Source organism: Acidovorax sp. Leaf191, from assembly GCF_001424425.1.
GTDB lineage: Bacteria > Pseudomonadota > Gammaproteobacteria > Burkholderiales > Burkholderiaceae_C > Acidovorax.
In genome coordinates this window covers 79,235-97,423 of the sequence record NZ_LMPT01000001.1, presented here as the reverse complement: position 1 = coordinate 97,423, position 18,189 = coordinate 79,235, and the positions used below count along the sequence as shown (strand labels likewise).

Annotated in this window: 20 protein-coding genes; 11 read left to right on the top strand and 9 right to left on the bottom strand. The window is 58.4% G+C overall.

Translation table 11 applies throughout. The features are described from left to right. The first annotated feature begins 49 nt into the window (after window positions 1-49). From ASG27_RS00405 to ASG27_RS00390, 6 genes are all read left to right on the top strand, one after another. Window positions 50-973, top strand: a complete 924-nt coding sequence (locus ASG27_RS00405) for a DUF72 domain-containing protein (RefSeq protein WP_056410210.1) — start codon at window positions 50-52, stop codon at window positions 971-973. 127 nt (window positions 974-1,100) lie between these two features. After that, the gene (locus ASG27_RS26405) at window positions 1,101-1,628 is read left to right on the top strand and encodes a hypothetical protein (RefSeq protein ID WP_156370385.1); all 528 of its coding nucleotides are present in this window, start codon (window positions 1,101-1,103) and stop codon (window positions 1,626-1,628) included. Between the two features lie 10 nt (window positions 1,629-1,638). Continuing rightward, the gene (locus ASG27_RS25660) at window positions 1,639-2,841 is read left to right on the top strand and encodes an HNH endonuclease signature motif containing protein (protein ID WP_082485685.1); all 1,203 of its coding nucleotides are present in this window, start codon (window positions 1,639-1,641) and stop codon (window positions 2,839-2,841) included. A gap of 162 nt (window positions 2,842-3,003) precedes the next feature. Next, window positions 3,004-3,807 (top strand): DNA/RNA non-specific endonuclease, encoded by an 804-nt coding sequence (locus ASG27_RS00400; protein ID WP_235503850.1) that lies wholly within the window; start codon window positions 3,004-3,006, stop codon window positions 3,805-3,807. Between the two features lie 70 nt (window positions 3,808-3,877). After that, window positions 3,878-4,189 (top strand): HU family DNA-binding protein, encoded by a 312-nt coding sequence (locus ASG27_RS00395; protein WP_056410206.1) that lies wholly within the window; start codon window positions 3,878-3,880, stop codon window positions 4,187-4,189. Window positions 4,190-4,337: 148 nt separating this feature from the next. Further along, on the top strand, window positions 4,338-4,790 hold the full coding sequence (locus tag ASG27_RS00390; RefSeq protein WP_056410204.1) for a helix-turn-helix domain-containing protein: 453 nt from the start codon (window positions 4,338-4,340) through the stop codon (window positions 4,788-4,790). A gap of 34 nt (window positions 4,791-4,824) precedes the next feature. Here the strand turns inward: ASG27_RS00390 and ASG27_RS00385 are convergent, their stop codons facing one another. Beyond that, complete coding sequence (locus tag ASG27_RS00385) at window positions 4,825-6,018, bottom strand: hypothetical protein (protein WP_235503849.1); 1,194 nt, start codon at window positions 6,016-6,018, stop codon at window positions 4,825-4,827. Window positions 6,019-6,309: 291 nt separating this feature from the next. Here ASG27_RS00385 and ASG27_RS00380 point away from each other — a divergent pair, with 291 nt between their 5' ends. Continuing rightward, window positions 6,310-6,933 (top strand): tyrosine-type recombinase/integrase, encoded by a 624-nt coding sequence (locus tag ASG27_RS00380; protein WP_056410202.1) that lies wholly within the window; start codon window positions 6,310-6,312, stop codon window positions 6,931-6,933. A gap of 582 nt (window positions 6,934-7,515) precedes the next feature. Continuing rightward, window positions 7,516-7,887 (top strand): MerR family DNA-binding protein, encoded by a 372-nt coding sequence (locus tag ASG27_RS25655; protein WP_268753242.1) that lies wholly within the window; start codon window positions 7,516-7,518, stop codon window positions 7,885-7,887. A 199-nt stretch (window positions 7,888-8,086) separates the two neighbouring features. Here ASG27_RS25655 and ASG27_RS26400 read toward each other — a convergent pair whose 3' ends face one another. Further along, on the bottom strand, window positions 8,087-8,251 hold the full coding sequence (locus ASG27_RS26400; protein WP_156371480.1) for a hypothetical protein: 165 nt from the start codon (window positions 8,249-8,251) through the stop codon (window positions 8,087-8,089). A 318-nt stretch (window positions 8,252-8,569) separates the two neighbouring features. Here ASG27_RS26400 and ASG27_RS00375 point away from each other — a divergent pair, with 318 nt between their 5' ends. After that, entirely contained in the window at window positions 8,570-10,768 is a 2,199-nt protein-coding gene (locus tag ASG27_RS00375) for an ATP-binding protein (RefSeq protein ID WP_082493049.1), read from the top strand. 110 nt (window positions 10,769-10,878) lie between these two features. Here the strand turns inward: ASG27_RS00375 and ASG27_RS00370 are convergent, their stop codons facing one another. After that, on the bottom strand, window positions 10,879-11,433 hold the full coding sequence (locus ASG27_RS00370) for a low affinity iron permease family protein (RefSeq protein WP_056410198.1): 555 nt from the start codon (window positions 11,431-11,433) through the stop codon (window positions 10,879-10,881). 12 nt (window positions 11,434-11,445) lie between these two features. Beyond that, window positions 11,446-12,237 (bottom strand): SDR family NAD(P)-dependent oxidoreductase, encoded by a 792-nt coding sequence (locus ASG27_RS00365; RefSeq protein WP_056410197.1) that lies wholly within the window; start codon window positions 12,235-12,237, stop codon window positions 11,446-11,448. Between the two features lie 162 nt (window positions 12,238-12,399). Here ASG27_RS00365 and ASG27_RS00360 point away from each other — a divergent pair, with 162 nt between their 5' ends. Further along, window positions 12,400-13,563 (top strand): zinc-dependent alcohol dehydrogenase, encoded by a 1,164-nt coding sequence (locus ASG27_RS00360; RefSeq protein ID WP_056410194.1) that lies wholly within the window; start codon window positions 12,400-12,402, stop codon window positions 13,561-13,563. A 37-nt stretch (window positions 13,564-13,600) separates the two neighbouring features. After that, a complete protein-coding gene (locus ASG27_RS00355) occupies window positions 13,601-14,080 on the top strand; it encodes a DUF421 domain-containing protein (protein ID WP_056434571.1) in 480 nt (159 codons plus the stop codon). A gap of 78 nt (window positions 14,081-14,158) precedes the next feature. Here the strand turns inward: ASG27_RS00355 and ASG27_RS00350 are convergent, their stop codons facing one another. The 5 genes from ASG27_RS00350 to ASG27_RS00330 all read right to left on the bottom strand — a co-directional run bounded on the left by ASG27_RS00350 (window position 14,159) and on the right by ASG27_RS00330 (window position 17,988). Beyond that, window positions 14,159-14,662, bottom strand: coding sequence for a YciE/YciF ferroxidase family protein (locus tag ASG27_RS00350; protein ID WP_056410192.1), 504 nt, complete (start codon window positions 14,660-14,662; stop codon window positions 14,159-14,161). Between the two features lie 147 nt (window positions 14,663-14,809). Further along, window positions 14,810-15,394: a cysteine hydrolase family protein gene (locus ASG27_RS00345; protein WP_056410190.1), complete on the bottom strand. Its 585-nt coding sequence runs from the start codon at window positions 15,392-15,394 to the stop codon at window positions 14,810-14,812. A 273-nt stretch (window positions 15,395-15,667) separates the two neighbouring features. Further along, window positions 15,668-16,849, bottom strand: a complete 1,182-nt coding sequence (locus ASG27_RS00340) for a hypothetical protein (RefSeq protein WP_056410189.1) — start codon at window positions 16,847-16,849, stop codon at window positions 15,668-15,670. A 17-nt stretch (window positions 16,850-16,866) separates the two neighbouring features. Further along, window positions 16,867-17,640: a ferritin-like domain-containing protein gene (locus ASG27_RS00335; RefSeq protein WP_056410187.1), complete on the bottom strand. Its 774-nt coding sequence runs from the start codon at window positions 17,638-17,640 to the stop codon at window positions 16,867-16,869. Between the two features lie 111 nt (window positions 17,641-17,751). After that, window positions 17,752-17,988 carry a hypothetical protein gene (locus tag ASG27_RS00330; RefSeq protein ID WP_056410185.1) on the bottom strand — a complete coding sequence of 79 codons (237 nt, stop codon included), beginning with the start codon at window positions 17,986-17,988 and terminating at the stop codon, window positions 17,752-17,754. Window positions 17,989-18,189: the final 201 nt, after the last annotated feature.

Sequence of the window (18,189 nt, the reverse complement as noted above, 5' to 3'; positions counted from 1 at the left end):
AGCTTTTGCCGCAAATGTGCATGTAGGATGAACCCAAGGAGGCCTCCCCATGGAGCACTCTTTCTCCCCCCATGTTTCCGGCTTCAATCCCTTGGTCGGGACCGCCTCCTGGTCGGACAAGACCCTGCTCGACTGCTGCAAGTTCTATCCGCCCACCGCCAAGACACCCGAAGCCCGGCTGCGCTTCTATGCCTCGCAGTTCAACCTGGTGGAGGTGGATACCAGCTACTACGCCATCCCTGCGGTCACCATGGCCCAGCACTGGGCAGAACGCACCTCGCCTGGGTTCGTGTTCAACGTGAAGGCCTTCAGTCTCTTCACTGGACAATGGACCAGCACGGATGTCTTGCCCAGAGACATCAAGGAGGCGTTGGTACCTGGGCGGCGCATGGTCTACAAGGACATGGCGGCGGAGTTTCGGGAGGAACTGTGGAAACGCTTTGTGGCCTGCCTGGTGCCATTGCAGGTCAACAACAAGTTGGGACTGGTGCACTTCCAGTTCTCGCCGAAGGTGGTGCGCCACCCAGTGGCCATGGCCCACATCGAGCACTGCGTGGAGCATCTGCCGGGCCACATCTTGAGCATCGAGTTCCGGCATCCCAGTTGGTGGGAGAACGATGCGGTAACGGCAGATACCCTCGCCATGCTCAGGAGCCTCGGGCTGGTACACACCATCGTGGACGGCCCGCAGGGCTCACCGCACAGTGTTCCTGCGATCTGGGAGACCTCCCATCCCGACCATGCACTGCTCAGGCTCCATGGGCGCAATGCAGTGGCGTACGGGATGCCTGCCAAGTCAGCAGCGGAGCGGTTTGATTATGCGTACACCTCTGCTGAGTTGCAGACGCTGGCTCAGCGCTACAGCCCGATTGCGCGGTCGGTGCGGTATCCGCATGCGGTGTTCAACAACTGCATGGAGGACAAGAGCCAGCTCAATGCGCGGGAGTTTTTGACGGCGCTAAGGGGAGGGTGAGCGGGCGTTGAAAGATTTCATGTGGATTGCGTCACTCCCACCTGGGTTGCCTCGATTTTTGTAGACACTCTGCAGTTGATCGGAATAATTCCACCGGCATGAAATTAACAAAGGTCCGCAGATCCCGATGAGTGTTCAATTGCTTGCAATAGTTGAGGTGGACAAAGCAGATCGTGTCATCTGCCAAGCAGACGGCTGTGGCCATAGCGTGTTTAGACGCATCCATATCGTGCGCAGTGCCACGGGCGACCTTAGCGTGTACGGATCAGACTGCTTCGATAAGCTGTTCGGTGAAATCGTGGGCAAAGCGCCTCAGTACGGTGGCGGAGGTGGCCGAGAACTTACGGCCGAAGAGCGTCTCATGCTGGTAGAAAACACTTGGCGGCTTATCGCGCAATTCGAAGCTGAACATCGGTCGCTGGTTGAACAGAGCCAATCGCACTCAGAACAGCAGCATAGAGAACGCGCGGAGCGCGAGGCGGCTCATCGGCGTCGGGTGGAGGCAGAGAGCAATCGACCACCAACACCTGCGGAGATTGCCAGCGTCGAGCGAGAGGCTAAGGCAATAGTGCGCCAAAAGTTTGGGGTTGACCCAAACATTTCTGGCTGGCGCGGCTTGGTACTGGTGGAGGCTCGGAAGCTTCTCGGACGCTGACGAGAGAAGAATGTCAAAACCAATCAGTCAGTTCTTTGCGGACTTGGGCTTTCCGCTCAAGAATATTCGTTGGTCTTGGGGCGCTAAAAATGTGGACGAGACCGCGTTACTCCTTCGGGCGTGGGATGACGAGTACTCCTTCAAACACAAAACAGTGACCGTTCTTCGAGAGCCAGAGCGGTACCTTGTATCTGATTCTTATGGTCTTGATGAAAGGATTGTGCAACTCAAGGATCTATGGGCGGGCGGCATAGCCGCCTACGTGGTAATAGCGACTGTGAAAGATGCGGACGAACACCCAAGAGAAATCAAAGACTACCGCGAGGACGCGGTATTCTCTGTTGAGCGGCTCTCTTTGCGAGACGATGGGGCCATCGTTGCGCAGGTAAGTGGATTGGTTGAGGTGGGATCTCTGGCGCGCAACATTGCGACTCATCGGGTGGCGGCAGCTGAAGGTATTTTTCCCGTCGACGATGCGCAACGCACTGGACTCTCGACTGATAGTTATAAGCAGAAGCTGCCCGCTATTCGCGCTTGGCTTACTGAAGTGTGCCAAGCAAAAGAGACGGTCACCTACGCGGACGTCATGAATCGTTTCGGGTTGACGTTCTACCCGCTACGCAATGCCATGAGTCGTCTCGGCAATGACTGCAAGGTTGCAGGTGAACCCATCATTACGGCGCTAATCGTCGATAAACACACTGGAAGATGCTCACAGGGTCTCTTCGATGAGTTCCACATCGATGACGATGCCCTTGAGCGGAAACGTTGTTATGCGTACTGGGGCGCGCGCCAGGAGCAACAGGAATCTGCAAAGCTATCGAAGTCACCAGCGGAGAGCGAGAAGGACAGCCTACTTCCCAATGACCTAAAGCAGCATGCGGCTCGATTTGCTCAGGTAGAGGTGCGCCCCCAGCAGGCAGAATTTCGCCTCGCTGTGTTTGAGTCATGCAGAGGTCGTTGCCTCGTCAGCGGGTGCACTGTTCCTGAAGCGCTTGAGGCAGCTCATCTGTTGGGGCGTGATTGGCGGCTGGGACACAACAGAGCAAGTGACGGGCTGTTGTTGCGCAGAGACCTTCATACGCTCTACGACCGAGGCCTGCTGCGCATCACTGACGAGGGCGTTGTCGAGATTGATGCGCGAATATCGAGTCACTATGGTTACCTTGATGGAGTTCAACTAGCCACGGTGAAGTTGCCGCTTGGACATTGAGTCTTGGCTTTAAGAATCTCCTTGCGGAAGCGATTTCTGTTTGCCGACTACATCTCTGCAAGCAACTGTAAAACCCTGCGGGATCCGAGCATTCGGGCCGAGGGGTGAAGGAGAACGGTGCTCCAATCGGGCTCCGTTTTGTTCGACCCGAATGCCTCTTCTGTGAATCGTTTGTTCTCTTGGCCAGGCCGTGTGCGCCTGGCGGCTGTGCTGGCGCTGTCTCTTGCCGGCGTTGCTCTTCCGAATCTCTCCTGGGCGCGGTTTCCGCAGTTCGACAGTGCAGCCCTGCTCACACCCGAGCCCACCTCCTTTGCGCAGTGCCCGCAGTTCTTTGCGAATGGCACGCCACCGGCCATCACACCCAGACCGCAGCTGCGCGAGCTTTGTTACGAGGCCTTTGCAGTGCTGCACTCCGGCACCACCAAGACACCGGTGTTTGTGGCCCAACGGCTGAATCGGCAGATGCTCGATGGTGCCAACGAGAAGCGTGCCAAACGGTTCTTCGCGGATGCGCGCCTGCCCAGTGGCGAGCGGGCGGAGCTGGAGGACTACAAGAACTCCGGCTACTCCCGAGGGCACATGGCACCTGCGGGAGACATGACGACACCAACGGCCATGGTCCAAAGCTTCAGCCTGGCGAACATGGTTCCCCAGAATGCCCAGCACAACGGAGGTGCCTGGAACAAGATCGAGCAGGACACGCGGCACTATGTGAAGCGGGCCAAGGGAGATGTGTTTGTGATCACCGGGCCGGTGTTCACGGATGCGGGGCCGCACATTGGGGCCAATGGCGTGAAGGTGCCGACCTACCTGTACAAGCTCGTGTATGACGCCACGACCCAAAGGGCATGGGCGCATTGGCAAGAGAACCGAGAGGGGGAGACAGTGGATCGGCCGATCAGCTATCAGGAGCTGGTCAAACGCACGGGAGTGGAATTTTTGCCAAGAAGTGCACTGCAGCATTGAGTCCCAGCAAGCGTGGCGTCAGCGGCGGGGTTATAAATCGGTCCTTTCCAACCTCTATTCGTGAGCATCCATGAACCGCGCAGAACTCGTTGAAATCCTGGCTTCCAAGAATGACCTGTCCAAGACTGCAGCCAATGCGGTGCTGGAAACGCTGATCGACACCATCCAGACCGCCGTCAAGAAGGGCGATGCCGTGCAGCTGGTGGGATTTGGGACCTTCAAGTCGGCCAAGCGTGCGGCACGCACGGGCAAGAACCCATCGACCGGTGCTGCGCTGAAGATTGCAGCTAGCACGGTGCCGAAGTTTGTGGCGGGTGCCAAGTTCAAGGCTGTGGTGGATCCCAAGGCTGCCAAGCGCAAGGCGGACAAGGCTGGGAAGTAAGTCAAACTTTCTCGGTCACCACCGAAACAAACCGCCATCGGCTAAAGCCTTCGGCGGTTTAGTTTTTGGGGGCGAAGAATAAGTGCGACAACTCTGGTGCATCTGCACCCTAAGTGCGCGATAGGGCGGCAAAGTTACCATTGGGCCTATGAATACGTTTTCTAATGCCTTTCGCGCTGAAGTTGTTCGCATGGCGCGCAAGGAGCTCAAACCTGAACTTCAGGGCATGCGCAAGGCGATCACTGGCCACCGCTCGGAGATCGCGGCACTGAAGCGTGAGGTCAAGGCGCTGACCTCCCAGCTCAAAGCCGCCCAACGGCAGGTCAAAGTAACAGATGTGCCCAAAGCCAAGGCCGCGACAGAAGACGCCACTCCCAAGAAGTCAAAGCAGATCCCGTTCGATGCTCAGGTGTTGATCGACAAACGCGCAGCACTCGGTATCACGCAGAAGCAGATGGCTCAGCTGCTGGGTGCTTCTTCGATATCTGTCTACAAGTGGGAGACGGGCCATGTTCATCCCCGGACTGCACAGTTGGAGCGTATTGCTGAAGTGCTGAAACTGGGCAAGCGCAAGGCGCAAGCACTACTCAATCCTGAGTAACAGTGGATGGTGGGATGCGTGCCCCACCATACTCTCAGCGGCGGCGGTACTGCTCTCCCGGTGATGAGTCATTGCGCTCGTCCGCCAGTTCGAACAGGCACTGCATGTAGGGCTGGACTTCGCTCCAACGGGCGCGATCTTCATAGAAGCTCGACAGATTGCGCGTAGCCTCCACGGCATCAGGCCACCTGTCTGCAGCGCTTACACGCGTCATGGCTTCCCGGCTGTCCTGTTCGTCGTGCAGGCCTCCGTCCTGCGCGCCATAGGTGTGGAATTCCACGATCCGTCTGGGCTGAGTAAGGTCAGTGCCCTGACACATTCCGCTTGGCTGTGAGCTCTCCCGCGAGGTATGGGCTCCGGCGAACGAGTCCTGGACCGTGTGGAGCACCGAGCCGAATGCCACGTGGTGCAAGTAAGGAAGCAGCTTGTCTTGCCGCCCGAGGATGTAGAGGTCCGAGACCCGCCACTGTGTGCATCCAAAGTGCTCTCTCAAGGTGGCGTTGTCGATGTCTCGAAGAAAGGTGTCGGGCTTGATTTCGCGCGATGACACCTTCCAGGCGAACTCCAGCCAGTCCAGCACTTTGGCGCGGGTTGCGCCGGGGTGTACTCCTTCTTCACTGGCCATGGCGTGCAGGAACTGCAAGTCGCCGAAGTGCGAGCGGGTCATCACATTGCCGTGAAGACTACCCTTGGTCTTGCTGCACCCAACGATCGGTTGGGTCTGTGCCTTCTTCTCTGCATCCTTGAAGAGGCAGTACCAACACAGCGGCTGCGTGGAGAACCGTATGGTCTGGGAAACGTTGCAGGACTTGCCCAGGTAGGTGCAGTTGCCCTCATCAGGTGAAAGCTTGAACGGGGGTAGATCGTTCCAACGCACACCGTAGATGACATATGGCGTGGCAAAGGGCAGATCCCGGGAGCTGCAGCTGACGTCTTGAGCCAGGGTGCCTGGCTCTATCGGACAACCCATGCCAATCTGGGTGATCTCTTCATGGACGCGGCCCTTGATCAGAACGCCAAGTCTTCCCGCAACCGTCGCCAGAGAGTTTTCTGTTTCGTTGGTCAGCTTGGACTCAAAGGCTGAGCCCATTGGGGCGATCTGGAAGGCCATGGCTCCGCTGGAAAGAGCCAGAGCGCCGGCAACCATCGCAACCAGGCGCGCAACAGAGCGCACTGAAAGCAATGACTCGTGAAGATGAACTGATGTCTTGTCGATTGCGGCGTGCATATCCCCTCCTACGGCAGCACTCTAGATGGAGGACAGCTTTAGGCAACTAAAAATTGTGCACGGTGACTTTGTGATCCCAGGGTACATCAGGAGCCCTGACTGCTTCAGGCTGGTTGCTGCCTCTCTGCACGCAATCCTTGAACGGCTGCTGCGATCAAGAGCAGACGATGGACTAATATCGCCGGGCACTCTGCCGAGCCTCACGAACTGGCACAGACAGCGTGGGCATTCGTGGACAACGGCATTTAGAAGGCGCATGGTCTTTTTCCCACCACTCAATGGGAGACCATCATGGAATCCGTTGCTGCCGTCGTTCGACGCGAGCCTTGGAACAAGGGAAAGATCGTTGGTCAGAAGGCACCCTTCAAGCCCAAGGACATTTGGGCGCTTCGCGTGCGCCTCCAGATGGAGAACCGGGTGCGCGAGCTCGCGCTCTTCAATCTGGGAATAGACAGCAAGCTGCGCGGATGCGACCTTGTCGCCCTCAAGGTCCGCGATGTTTGCCATGGCGACCAAGTCGCTTCTCGAGCCACAGTTATGCAGCAAAAAACTCATCACCCCGTCCAGTTCGAGCTGACTGCAACTACTCGTGAAGCGCTTCAACAATGGATCAAGACTGCCAAGCTGAAATCAGAAGACTTTATCTTTTCGAGCCGACTTCATAAGTCGCCGCATCTGGGGACGCGTCAGTACGCCCGAATTCTTGAGCGCTGGGTGTTGCAGCTAGGGTTAGATCCAGCAGAGTATGGAACGCACTCCATTCGCCGCACCAAGGCCACGCTCATTTACCGACGAACCAAGAACCTACGTGCAGTCCAGCTACTTCTAGGCCACTCGAAAATCGAGTCAACTGTCCGCTACCTTGGCATTGAAGTTGACGATGCTCTCGAACTATCAGAACAGACTGAGATTTGAGTTTGCGAGAGCACAAATTGTCCATCAGTGCGGCTGCTTCTTGCTACGCCACCGTCGGCTGTCACCTTGCTATCACAGCCTCCTATCGAGGAGCGCAGCCGCACCCTTTAGCATCTGGCCCCACGGCACATGCACGTCCGCTCGAAGGTGCTGTGCCGCAGTCTGTCGCACGTCTTCGGCGTGACCAGGCCACCGCGCCCCATGCCAGCCCAGCGATGGACACGATCGCCATCAGGGCCAGTAACTCCGTTCCGACTTTTGAGTTCACGCCCAGCCATGAGGTCAGCCCAAGCGCCGCCGCGCCCCCGAACAACGGGATTGCCAATGGAATGGTGCAGCAGGCTACGCAAGCACCCGCCAAACCCAGGCTCGCCAGCACAGATTTCTTCATTTGTCTTTTCCAGTTGAATCATGCGGGCCTATTCCCGCGAACCCACTGTACGATCTCAAGTTACTTGAGATGCAAGGGCTCCCGTGAAGAAATTCTCAACCGCAACAGGGCCATCGACCGAGTTGCTCACCATAGGTGCGTTGGCCAAGCGCGTCGGGTTTGCCGTATCTGCCCTTCGGTACTAGGAGGAAGTGGGCTTGATACCCCCACCCATGCGCCGGGAGAGCGGGCACCGTATCTATCCGGAATCGGCGCTGGGCGTGCTGATCCTCATCCGGCACTGCCGTGACCTAGGCTTTTCAATTGATGAGACCCGTGAGTTGGTCGCACTCTCCACCAACGGCGAGCGAGACTGTGTTGAGGCTCGCGCCATTGCCCAGACGCACCTGGCTGCTGTGCGGGCCAAGATGGCGGAGTTGCGTCGTTTGGACCGAAGCCTGTCGAGTTATGTGCGGGCTTGCAGCGAGGGCTGTGCCGGTGGACCTGCGCCCAGCTGCAACATCCTCACCGACCTTCGGCACAGCGTGCCTGCAGCGGCCGATTCCTCGGGGTGCTGCTCGTGAGCCGATTTGCGCTGGAGCGTTAAAAGGTTCGGCCGTATCTGATCGCCATTGAATTAGGTCTCGCGGTGGTCACGGCGTGGCTTGGTCTCGGCCCCGACCCTGGACACCTTCGTGGCCCACCTTGGCGGCGTTGCTGTTTGCCACTTTCCACAGGTACCGCTCCCAACGCCGCAGACTTAGCCTTGTCGGCCTTGCGGATTCAGGCGCGCATCACTTTACGCGAGCGAGCGAGCGGGCTCGGCGCAACGCGCAGCGCCTCGCTCGCAGCCGTCCACGCCGGGTCTGCCGGATTGAGCGCGGTGCGTAAAAAGGTCAACGTCAGCCGGGCCAGTGCTTCCACGCGCGCCGGGCTATCGTCGGGCATCTCCGCCGCGTCGTAGCCAGAGATGCCGCTAAGGATGCGTTAGCTTTGAACACTGTGAGCAGCTCCTGGGGACTGGGGCTCAGGCTGTACGCGCCGGCGCCGTACTCTCCTAGTCGGAGAACATCTAGTTGCCGACGCATCAGGCCAGCCGGATCGAAGAGCTACTGCTGCATAGATGGACGCCACTGGCGGGACTTCCCAGATCACATTTCCGTTACTTGCGGGTGGGCATCCCGCTGTATCAGAATGGCATCCCGCCTTATAAGGCGTGAATGCCGAGCTAAATGCCTGTCCCCACCGTGCACGTAGGGCCGCGCTATGCTCGTTGCATCCGCCAAATCCGTCGTCATGCCGCCCTCTTCTTCATTTCCACCAGCCCGGCTCCAGGGTGACATGGCACGCCGCATAGCAGACCATGCGTGGCAGGATCATGCGCTTGGTCCGCCAGACCAGTGGCCGCAGAGCCTCCGGCACGCGGTGGCACTGCTGCTCGAGTGCAAGCTCCCGATGTACTTGGCTTGGGGCCCTGGGCTTATTCAGTTCTACAACGATGCCTATCGTCCTATCCTGGGCGACAAGCATGAGGGCGCCCTGGGAGGCTCGGCGCGCGATACTTGGTGTGAAATCTGGCCGACCATCGGTCCCATGTGGGATGCTGTGCTGCAGGGTAAAGCCATTGGATTCGACGATTACAAGCTCACGATCGAGCGGTATGGCTTTCCTGAAGACTGCTATTTCAATTTTTCGTACAGCCCAGTGCGGGACGACGGCGGTACTCCCAGAGGCGTGCTCGTCACCTTTGCGGAAACAACGGCCAAGGTGCTGAGCGAGCGGCGGTTTCGCTTCCTCGACGAGCTCGCTCAGCTCACGCGAGTTCTCAGTGACCCCGCGGAGGTAATGCAGGTCACCGCGTCCATGCTGGGCAAGTACCTTGGAGTGAACCGATGTGCATACGCCCACGTGCTGGAAGATCAAAACACCTTCGATCTCATCGGCGACTACAACGAAGGTGTGGCCAGCATTGTTGGGCGCTACAAATTCACGGACTTCGGCCAGCAGGTCGGCGACTTGATGATCGCGAACGAGCCGTACGTCAACGAGGATGTGGAGACCCATTCGATCACAAGAGATCTTGACCTCGTCGCCTACCGCTTAACGCAGATTCGTGCCGTCATCTGCGTGCCGCTACACAAAAGCGGCAAATTCGTTGCCGCCATGGCGGTCCACCAGACTACCCCAAGAAACTGGAATGCGGACGAAATTTCGCTGGTGCGCACGGTGGTGGATCGGTGCTGGGAATCACTTGAGCGCATTCGGGCCGAACGGGACAAGGCCCTGCTGCTGGACAGCGAGCGCGCAGCTCGCCAGGACGCAGAGCGTGCCAATTCGTTCAAAGACAACTTCCTGGCTACGCTTTCGCATGAGCTGCGAACACCCCTAACAGCCATCACCGGCTGGGTCCACATTCTGCGTCGCAAGTACGGATCAACCCATTCTGACCTCGCAAAAGGTATTGATGTTATCGAGCGCAGCACACGCTCGCAAGCGCGCCTGATCGGAGACCTGCTGGACATGAGCCGGATCAGTTCTGGAAAGCTTCACATGGACATGAAACCCATGGACTTGGCAACTTGTGTTCGGACGGCATACGAGCTGATACTTCCCAATGCGCACACCGCCGGGCTAACGGTTGGTGCCGATGTGGCCCCGGTGGGCACGGTACTCGGCGACGTTGATCGGCTCCAGCAAGTCGTCACGAACCTTTTGTCCAATGCCATCAAATTTACGCCCCGTGGCGGTTCAATCCATTTGCGGTTGTCCCACGAAGGCAACGAAGCGGTCATTGCCGTGTCGGACAACGGCATCGGGATCAACGCGGAGTTTCTTCCGCATGTCTTCAAGCGTTTTCGCCAAGCCGATGGATCGATCACCCGCACGCACAGCGGGCTCGGCTTAGGTTTGTCCATCGTGCAGCACATCGTCGAACTTCATGGAGGCACCGTAGCAGCGCAAAGCCTGGGAACGGGGACTGGCGCCTCGTTCCGAGTAAGCTTACCCCTGTATGCCAGCACATCCGAGGATGCCTCGCTATCCGCCGGCGGGGGCCCTGCGGAGCACGCCGCGCCTCGGTTGGCCGGGCGATCTGTGCTGGTGGTAGATGACGATCCTGACACCCGAGATCTGCTCAGGCGCGTGATCGAAGAATGCGGCGCGCAGGTCTACACCGCGCATGACGCCTACGATGCGATGGATTTAATCGAAGCGCACCACCCAGACGTCGTGTGCTCAGACATCGGCATGCCAGGCATGGACGGGTACGAGCTTTTGCGCTGGTTGCGAAATCAGCCACCAGAGCGCTGCGGACTGGTTCCCGCCATAGCGATGACGGCATTCGCGCGCGCGGAAGACCGAGAGCGTTCGCTGTCTTCAGGTTTCCATTCCCACCTGTCGAAGCCACTTGAACCCCTAAAGGTGCTGGCAGCGATTGAAGAATTGCTAGCGCCCCGGCAGATTTGATTTGCTGAAACGGCATCGCCTGGCAGTTACTATTGGATGATGGACATAGTCGAAGCGCACGCACCGCCACGTGCATCTACGCGACTCTGCCATGGCGCGCCATGTCCTAGTCAGTGCTTTAGCAGCTTGTGAGATCCTCCCTGCGCCTTGTCGGACTTCGAGGCAGGCATGCCCTCTTCGTCGATGGAGTGCACCTCCTTGTTGGACCCTGCGACCTTGGCCCGCTCAGCCAGGCGTACATAGAAGCTGGCCACGTCGCGGAGGTCCTGCTCATCCAACTCTTCGATCCCAATCATGCGGTTGCTCGCCTCGCGGTTGGCGGCTAGGAGCTCGTTGAGTTTCAGGTGGATGGCCACGCTATCCTTGTTCTGGCTCTGCTGGATCAGGAACACCATCAAGAACGTGACGATGGTTGTTCCGGTGTTGATCACGAGCTGCCAATTCTCCGAGAAGTGAAAGATGGGACCGGCAGCTGCCCACAGCACCACGGTGATAAGCGCGACGCAGAAGATGCCAGGCGACCCCGCCCAACGAGTGACGCGCGAGGCGAAATGGTCGAATGCCGTCTGCAGTGCGGACCGGTCAGCATACGAAGGGCTGCTGGTCGATGGCATTGAGCCGAGTGCGTCGGTGCCATCGCCATCGGACAGGACTTGCTGCTTCATGACTGTCTGCCTTCAGTTCTTTTGCGCAGAGCCCGGCTCGGCCATCTTGCGATGTTGCTCGGCCAGCACTTGAGGGGGCGTGACCTTGGCCATAATGGACTGCAGCTTGTTTTTGAAGCCGTGCACGACGTCTGCTTCACCGTCCATCATGGCCGTAAAGCCAACCTTAGCTACGTCCGCCGGGTCGGCTTTGCCATCGTCGGCGCCTACCTGGGTGTCCAGCATGTCGGCACGTGCGAAAAACTCTGTGTCTGTCGCACCGGGCATCAGGCAGGTCACACTGACGCCGGAGTCCTTGAGCTCGTTGCGCAGTGCCGCGGCAAATGAGTCGATGAAAGCTTTGGTAGCGTTGTAAACGGCCTGGAAGCTGCCTGGCATGAAGCCTGCAATGGATCCGGTGATCAGGATGCGTCCTCTACCCCGTTGCCGCATGGGGGGCACGATCCTGTGAAGCAGATAGAGGGTGCCGGTGATGTTTGTATCGATCACATGCTGCACATCGGCGAAATCTTGTTCCAAGAACCCCTTGCCCAGTCCATGGCCGGCATTGGCCAGCAGTGCATCGACGTTGCGGCCGGCGATAGCCTCCACCAGCGCGTCAACCCCCTGTCGGCTGGCAAGCTCTGCCTGCACCACAGCTACCTGAGCGCCCAGCATACGCAGGTCGCTGGCTGCTTCGTCGAGCGGTTGGTCGGCTGCAATCACTAAATCAAAGCCATTTTCAGCGCATTGGCGCGCCAAGTGATAGCCAATGCCGGACGAGGCACCAGTGATCACTGCAAGAGGGCGAGTAGACATAGACATCTCCTGAAAGCGATATTGTTGAATCTCGGTTCTGCACCTTCCCGTCAGCTATAAGCCCAATGCGGATGGTGCAAAGTCCTACGAACAACGTTAACGCTTGGGTGCAGAGTGGTTTTGCTCCATGGCTTGCCATGGAACATCGCTAACCCACTAAGGAGTCCCATGCGAGCCCTCACCTACCAAGGCGCCAAGGACGTGCGCGTCGAGAGCGTCCCTGATCCAGTCATGACCGCCAGCGACGATCTTCTACTGCGCGTGACTGCAACCGCGATCTGCGGTTCAGATTTGCATATTTACCGGGGCAAGATTCCGGGCATGAAGGACGGCGACATACTGGGTCACGAATTCATGGGCATCGTCGAGGAGGTGGGCAACAGCGTGACCGACCTGCGTCCGGGCGACCGGGTGGTGGTTCCCTTCGTGATCGCCTGCGGTTCATGTTTCTACTGCGACAAGACATTGTTCGCTGCCTGTGAAACCACAAATCCTGGGCGTGGCGCTATCCTGAATAAGAAAAATGCCACGTCGGGCGCAGGCATGTTCGGCTATAGCCACCTTTATGGCGGCTATTCGGGCGGACAAGCCGAGTATGTGCGCGTGCCACGCGCAAATGTTGGGCCGCTCAAGATCCCGAATGTTTTAAGCGACGAGCAGGTGCTCTTCCTCTCGGACATTCTGCCCACGGGCTACCAGGCCGCCGTGAATGCGCAGATCGGGCCTGGCTCGACGGTAGCCATCTTCGGCGCAGGCCCCGTAGGACTGATGAGCGCCCTGTCCGCACGCTTCCTCGGGGCCGAGCAGATCTTCATGGTTGACCATAACAGTTACCGACTGGAATTTGCGCGCGAGACCTATGGGGTGATTCCCATCAACTTCGACAAAGACGAAGACCCGGCCGAGATCATTCTCACCGCCACTGGAGGTCATGGCGTGGACGCAACCATCGAGGCCGTCGGCTTTGAGGCCAAGGGCAGCGCCCTTGAAACCGCACTCACGGCCATCAAACTCGAAGGCTCCAGCGGCAAGGCACTGCGCCAGTGCATTGCAGCAACACGCCGTGGTGGGGTTGTCAGCGTGCCAGGCGTGTACGCAGGCTTCATCCACGGCTTTTTGTTCGGCGACGCCTTCGAGAAGGGTCTGACCTTCAAAATGGGACAGACGCACGCTCAAAAGCACATGCCCGAGTTGCTAGAACACATCGCCAATGGTCGGATGAAGCCCGAGGTAATCATCTCCCACCGCATGAAACTCGAAGACGCGGTGCGTGGCTACGAAATCTTCGAAAAGCGCGAAGACCATTGCCGTAAGGTTGTTCTGACACCTTGATTGGCCTCGACGACGCCTCGTATTTCAGGAGCTATCCATGTTCGAACTGAATGGCACATGGTGGGAATTACCTGTGCGTGCGACACTTGTGTATATCGTGCTTTTAGTTCTGATGCGATTATCTGGGCACCGGACGGTCGGTCAGTTCACGCCGTTCGACTTACTCGTCGTCGTGCTGCTCAGTGAGGCCGTGTCCAACGGCTTGAGCGGCGAAGAGAAGAGTCTTACTGGCGGGTTAGTATCTGCTGCAACTTTGATTGGCCTAAATCTTTTTGTAGCGTACATCACAGCGCGTAGCCATCGGGTGCAGGTACTGGTCGAAGGACGGGCGGTTTTGATAGGGCGTGACGGTAAGGTATTTGAAGATGTGCTCAAACGTTACCACGTGCCCATATGTGACGTCGAAAGAGCCCTACGCGAGGCAGACTGTGACCTAACTGATATGAGGTTCGCATTTCTTGAAGCCGACGGACAAATCAGCATCCTTCAGGAATCCGGTTCGTCAGTTGAGAAGTAGTGTCTTCTGGCACGGTATCTGTGCAAACGGGGGGGGGCCGCTGTGCTGCCCCCTCCCTAGCTGCGAAAGATGACGCGCTTATGCTTTGCCCACCGCGGCAGCATCTTCAATTGCTGCAGCTTGGCCAAGCTGGCTCAGTTTCTCATCAGTAGCTTTCTCTTCAGCGAGAGAAGCCTCCAGCAGAGGTATTGCTGCGGCATATCCCAGCTTCTTTGCCAATGTAATGAGCGTGTTGTAGCTTGCAATCTCGTAGTGTTCGACTTTCTGAGCAGCTCCAATCAAGGCTACATCGAGCACAGGACCTTTGTCGATTTCGTCGATCAGGTCCTTACCCTCTTCTACGAGACCTTCCATAGCAGCGCACTTGATGCGCTTAAGCTTCAGGTTGAGTAGTTCCACCACTTCGTCAATCCGCTCGACCTGCCCGCGTGTTTCTTCCAAGTGATCGAGGAAGGCTTGGGCAAGCTGCTGATCGGCGGCCGCGCGGGCCATCCTGGGCAGCGATTTAGTCATCTGCTTTTCAGCGCTGTAGGTATCGGAAAGTTCGTGGACAAAAAGTTCAGCTACTGTTTTTACGGCCATGACGAGTTCCTTTCGGTAAAAAAAAGGAATGGTCACATCGGTTTGACCCTTCGTAAGTCAGACAACATCGACATTGCGAACTGAGATCAAGCGGCAAAAAAATGGATGTTTCGGCAAGCACAAATGGTCGAAGCTTCCCACCAGCGTTTATGCCTGCGATTTCCTCACAGAACATTTGAGCACCTGGGACATTTGCCGCAGCGCTGCTTCTTTGTACTCCTCATTCTCCGCAGCTGTACAGTCGCGCGGCACCCAAACCTTGTACCCACGCATGTACGCATCCATCGCTGTTAGGTGCACGCACATATCGGCAGCTAGCCCTGTGACGATCAATTCACGCACCTTGAGCTGTTTGAGCAAGTGGTCCAACGGGGTCGCGTGGAACGCAGAATGCAGTGGCTTGAGGATGGTGAGATCGTTGTCCCCGGGCTCAAGCAACGTAGCTATCTCACCGCGAGCCCCTGGCAGAGCCTTGCAGGCGCTAAGAAGGTCCTTGAATTCCGAGCGCCATATGCCGTAGTTGTCGTTGGTGTAGATTGCGGTTACGCCCTTGGCATCCAAGCGCTTCTTCAACCGCGCCGTGGCTTGCGCGGCCTGCAGTGCTGCGGGCACCAACTTTTCGGCCCCCGGAAACTGCATAGGATTAATGAAGTCCACTAGCAAGATAACCTTCGGGCTGGGCCGAAGATGGGGCTGTTTGGCTTGGTGAAAGAAGCTGTGCTGCGTTGCCATATTTGGTCGTCCTTTCGCATCGGTATCGTCAGCGCTTCTGCGATGGCCGGTTACTACCTGAGCATCAACTCAGGCAAGATCAGCCCAAGGGGCAAACATCGATGGTAGCGGGCAAGCCCACCGAATCCTGACTCCCACGTGCGCGCATCAGTAAAATTGAATGCAAGCCCACCCACTCTGCATGACAGTGCAGCCCAATAAATGCAGCAACGGCGTACTGTTCCGCTCTTGCCACTGCTTCGGTCTAGCATTCAGTTGGGGTGGGTCCGTCCTTCAAGCAGCCCGCTTGACAGGCTCCAGCCCGCGCGCGAGTTCAGTCCCCGGAGTCCACGTCCAGGTGGCGGACGCATTGCGTGATGGCGACCCCGTGGCATTGACCTGCAGCCGATACCGCAGCGACGAAGCACCTTCGTCGGCCTCATCCACGAACTGGGTGCCGAGCTTGCGCATCGATGTCTCGTTCTCGACCACACGGCGGACAAACCCGCGCTGACTCTTGAACTCGATGAACCGCGGCAGCAATCCGTCGCCCAGGATCTCGGCGGGGTCTCGCCGCTCCACGTCCTTGAACAGTTTCAGGGCCACTTGCAGATGGCCCAGCTCGTACTCCAGAAAGCGCTCCCACAGCGCACGGATGCGCGGGTTGGTCTCTTGCGCCGCACACCCGGCGTAGTTCCATACCTCGCAGGCTTCGGAGATCAGCAGCTTTTCCAGCGGGGTCTCGTACGGGTTGAGCATCGAGCCATAGTGGGTGATGTGTTGCGACTCCACAGACGCGATTTCTGCATAGAGCTGGCGCGCCAGGGGGTCGGCGAACAGCGGGCCGATGTTCATGTAGTAGTCGTGCGTCTGGTACTCGCCCCCTGTGAGTGTCAGCGCGTGCAGCTTGGTGCTCAGTTCGGCGTCGGGGCCGTAGGGCTCAAGCAAATCATGTTCCGGGGCTCGGTGGTGCTCCCAAGTGGGCCGGGCTGGCACGATGTCGGTATAGCCCTGGGTGATGTTGTTGGCGTCCTTGCCTTCCAGGCGGTCCAACAGCGCGCTGTACCGGTACAGGTGGTCAAAATCTTCCAACAGCGCGTAGCGGTAGCCCTGCGCCAGGTAGGGATCAGACTCCAACTGGGCAATGGAGGCCGTCACCTCGATCGCGGTTTGTTCGTAGCCGATGGTGGTCTCCAGGGGAGAGTGATCGGCACCAATCAGCCAGTTGATGGTGGTGGCCTGGTGCTGCTCCACCCGCATCAGCTGGGCGAGCTGCACGCGAGCGTCGGCATTCATTCGCAAAGCCACCTGTTTGGTGCGCAGCGAATCCAGCTCCAGCCCATTCATGAGAATGGCACGCACACGGGTGAAGGCGTCGTCATCCAGCTTGCTGATGGGTTTGCCCACCATGTCTTTCCACGACATTCCCTGGCGGTCCAGCGGAACGCCCTTGTCTTGCAGCAGGTTGATGGTCATCGGTATCTCCTTGTGAACTATGCGGCGACGGTGGGCGTGCTGGCGGCGGTCAAGGCCGCGACCCAGCTCTTAACGATGACGAGGTGCTCTTCTTCCTCTTCCAAGGCGCGCTCGAACTGCTGGACGAGATCGCTCTCGCCCGCGTCTTGCGCCAAAGAGATCAACAGCTCCCAACCGGCGTTGTCGGTCAGCTCCGCAATGAGGATGGCATTGAGCGACTGCGCGAACGTGGTTCTCGGGTCCGTGACGACCTGCATGAGGCCCATCGATGCAGTCGCGGCCACGTCGGCGCACGGAGTCTGCGCTGTGGGGTCTCCCCCCAGCGATCGCATCGCTTCGCTGAGCATCAGAAAATGCTCATGCTCCTGCGTACGGATGAGCTGCAAAGTAGATGCCGTGTCTTGCCCATCCTGATCTAGCGGCGTGGTCAGTACGGGCATGTCGGCTTCCTCTTGCGTCAGTACCTGGTACTTCAGAATGAGGGCGTCGTACAGCCGCGTGCCGGTGCGCTCAAAAGCGATGCGCTCGCCGATCTTGTCCATCAGTACATCAGGGCGCTCACCGATCAGCTTGTCGAAGCCCGTCTTGAGCATCCCGTGGATGGTGACGGGCGGCGGAATCGAGCCCAGCGAGTCGGACGCGAGGATGTAGCTGCCTCGGTCCGCGTCGCTCAGGGTCATGTCCAGAGGCTGGGCGGGGGCCCAGCGTTCATTGGCTTCGAGCATGGCCCGAACGCCGTCTTCAGCGACCGCAGCGCCGGTGCGGTTTTCGCCAGGGGTTGTGGGTTGCATTGCAGAGTCCTTTCGTGGGGGTGTCTTCCACTCTCAGGTTCTGCAATGACCACTTCTGTAGGACTTCACGCTTCAAGAAAGTAACAGTGCTTTACAGCCACCGCAGCTGCGCTACCGTTTTTTGTCGTCCACCTCGCCCAGCACTTTTTGCCCGGTGCGTGAGGACGGCTTCGGATCGGGCCGCTGCTCGATTGCGCCCACCCGGTGCCCGGATGCCGTGACCTGGTCCATAGGGCCGATGACGGGCTGTTCGCCGCCTGGGCGGTTGGCGTAGACGTCTACCACCGTGGCGTCGGCATCTTTCATGCCGTATTGGTTGTAGTTGGGCGGTTGCTTTTTCTCAGTCATGTGTTTCTCCTGGCGGATGCGAAGGTTGAACCCGCAACGTCGTGCCGAACGTTGTCAAGTCAGTGTCGAAACCTACACCGGACTGTCTTGTGAGGCGCTCTGTGCGGGTGCTGTAGGAGCGCGCCGGGACGGGGTAACCAACAGCCTTGGTGGCAAGCAGAGGTTGCTGCATCCATCTGCGTTCCTTCGGACAGAGTCCTA